Consider the following 559-nt stretch of genomic DNA (forward strand, 5'->3'; position numbering starts at 1 on the left):
CCTGGGCAGCGCAACCAGAACCGTCAAGTTCTTCCTCGACGAAGGCACCCTGTTCCCGCGGCGACTGCGCAAGGGACTGCACAAAGGCGAACTCATGTGGGCGCCGCCACGGCACGCCCGCATCCTCTCCAGGTCCTGCATAATCCGAGATATGCCGGCGCCTTCGTCTACGGTCGAACGCGTGGACGGCCCCGGCCGGGCGGCGGCGTCTCGCAGATCAAGGTGGATATGGCTGACTGGCGGTTCGTCATGCCCGACCTGCATCCGGGCTATATCGACTGGGAGCGCTTCAAGGCCAACCAGGAGCGTCTCGCCACCAATGCGCAAGCCTACGGAATGCAGCGCCGCGCCGGGCCGGTCCGCGAAGGATCCGCCTTGCTCCAGGGCAGAGTTCTCTGCGGCCTTTGCGGCGGGCGCATGGGCGTCCATTACAGCCAGGAGCATGGTCAGCCTGTCCCGACCTATATCTGCCAGGAAACCGCCACCCGCCGTGGCGGCAAGGTCTGCCAGTCCGTGCCCGGCAAAGTCGTCGACCCGGCGGTGGGTGCATTGCTTGTCG

General features: G+C 66.2%; 1 protein-coding gene. It reads left to right on the top strand.

What is annotated here, in order from left to right:
• Positions 1-96: 96 nt before the first annotated feature.
• A partial coding sequence (locus EOC06_RS44610; protein ID WP_245470438.1) for a recombinase family protein occupies positions 97-559 on the top strand: 463 nt, incomplete at its 3' end.

Source organism: Mesorhizobium sp. M7A.F.Ca.MR.362.00.0.0 (genome assembly GCF_004023175.1).
In the GTDB taxonomy this organism is placed as follows: Bacteria; Pseudomonadota; Alphaproteobacteria; order Rhizobiales; family Rhizobiaceae; genus Mesorhizobium.